1 protein-coding gene is annotated in these 1,720 nt (G+C 57.7%); it reads left to right on the forward strand.

All coding sequences use genetic code 11. From position 1 onward, the window contains the following. Window positions 1–12: 12 nt before the first annotated feature. Window positions 13–1,720: ribonuclease E (gene rne, locus AACS18_RS08370; protein ID WP_108614100.1), on the forward strand; the 1,708-nt coding region annotated here is incomplete at its 3' end.

Below are 1,720 nucleotides of genomic sequence, written 5' to 3' on the forward strand. Positions count from 1 at the left end.
AATGAGAACTCAATGAAAAGAATGCTTATCAACGCAACTCAAGAAGAAGAGTTGCGCGTAGCGCTGGTTGACGGACAACAGCTCTACGATTTGGATATTGAAAGTCCGGGACACGAGCAGAAGAAAGCGAACATTTACAAGGGTAAGATCACCCGCGTAGAACCCAGCCTTGAAGCTGCTTTTGTCGATTACGGCGCCGAGCGCCACGGTTTCCTGCCGTTGAAGGAGATCGCCCGCAATTACTTCCCCTCCGGTTACTCCTATCAGGGTCGTCCCAACATCAAAGAAGTGGTCCGCGAAGGTCAGGAAGTTATCGTCCAGATCGACAAGGAAGAGCGTGGCACCAAGGGTGCAGCACTCACCACCTTTATCAGCCTGGCAGGTAGCTACCTGGTACTGATGCCCAACAACCCCCGTGCCGGTGGAATCTCCCGCCGCATCGAGGGTGATGAGCGGACCGAACTGAAAGAAGCTCTGAGCGGATTGACAGTGCCGGAAGGCATGGGCTTGATCGTTCGTACCGCCGGTGTGGGCAAGTCTCCGGAAGAGCTGGAGTGGGATCTGAACGTTCTGCTCAACCACTGGGACTCCATCCACAAGGCCTCTCAGGAGCGCGCCGCGCCGGTGCTGATCCATCAGGAAAGCAACGTCATCGTGCGCGCCATCCGTGACTATCTGCGTCGCGATGTGGGCGAGATTTTGATCGACAATCCGGTGATTTTCGAACGCGCCAAGGCCCATATCGAGCTGGTACGTCCCGATTTCCTCAACCGTGTGAAGCTGTACAAGGGTGAAGTTGCCCTGTTCAACCACTTCCAGATTGAGAGCCAGATTGAATCAGCCTTCCAGCGTGAAGTGCGCCTCCCCTCCGGCGGCAGTATCGTTATCGATCCGACCGAAGCACTGACCTCCATCGATATCAACTCCTCCCGCGCCACCAAGGGCGGCGATATCGAAGAGACTGCGCTGCAAACCAACCTGGAAGCGGCCGACGAAATTGCCCGTCAATTGCGTCTGCGCGACCTGGGTGGCCTGATCGTAATCGACTTCATCGATATGACGCCGGTTCGCCATCAGCGCGAAGTGGAAAACCGTCTGCGTGAAGCAGTTCATCAGGATCGTGCCCGCATCCAGCTGGGCCGGATCTCCCGTTTCGGTCTGCTGGAGATGTCTCGCCAGCGTCTGCGCCCCTCCCTCAACGAGTCCAGCAGCCACATCTGCCCCCGTTGCCAGGGCCAGGGCGTGATCCGTGACAACGAATCCCTCGCCCTGTCCATCCTGCGTCTCATCGAAGAAGAGGCCATGAAGGACAACACCGAGCAGGTTCACGGCCAGGTGCCGGTGGATGTTGCCGCCTATCTGCTTAACGAGAAGCGTGCCGCCATCGCCAGTCTGGAGCAGCGCAATGATGTGCGTGTTTACATCATTCCGAACCAGCATCTGGAAACCCCGCACTACGAAGTAACCCGCATTCGTCAGAACGAGATCCCGGAAGCAGCCAGCTACGAGCTGAAAACCGAGATTGCCAAGCCGGTCTACCAACCGAAGCAAGCTCAGGTGATCGAGCGCGAGCAACCGCTGCTGCAAGGCTTTGCCCAACCGGCACAACCGGCCCCTGTTGCACCGCAACAGCTGGCGGCTCCCGTTGCTGCGGCCCCTGCCGAAGCCAGCTTCTTCAGCAAGCTGATCAAAGGCATTACCGGCCTGTTCAGCAGCGATG

The sequence above is a fragment of the Aeromonas sp. HMWF015 genome (genome assembly GCF_963878965.1).
In the GTDB taxonomy this organism is placed as follows: domain Bacteria; phylum Pseudomonadota; class Gammaproteobacteria; order Enterobacterales; family Aeromonadaceae; genus Aeromonas; species Aeromonas veronii.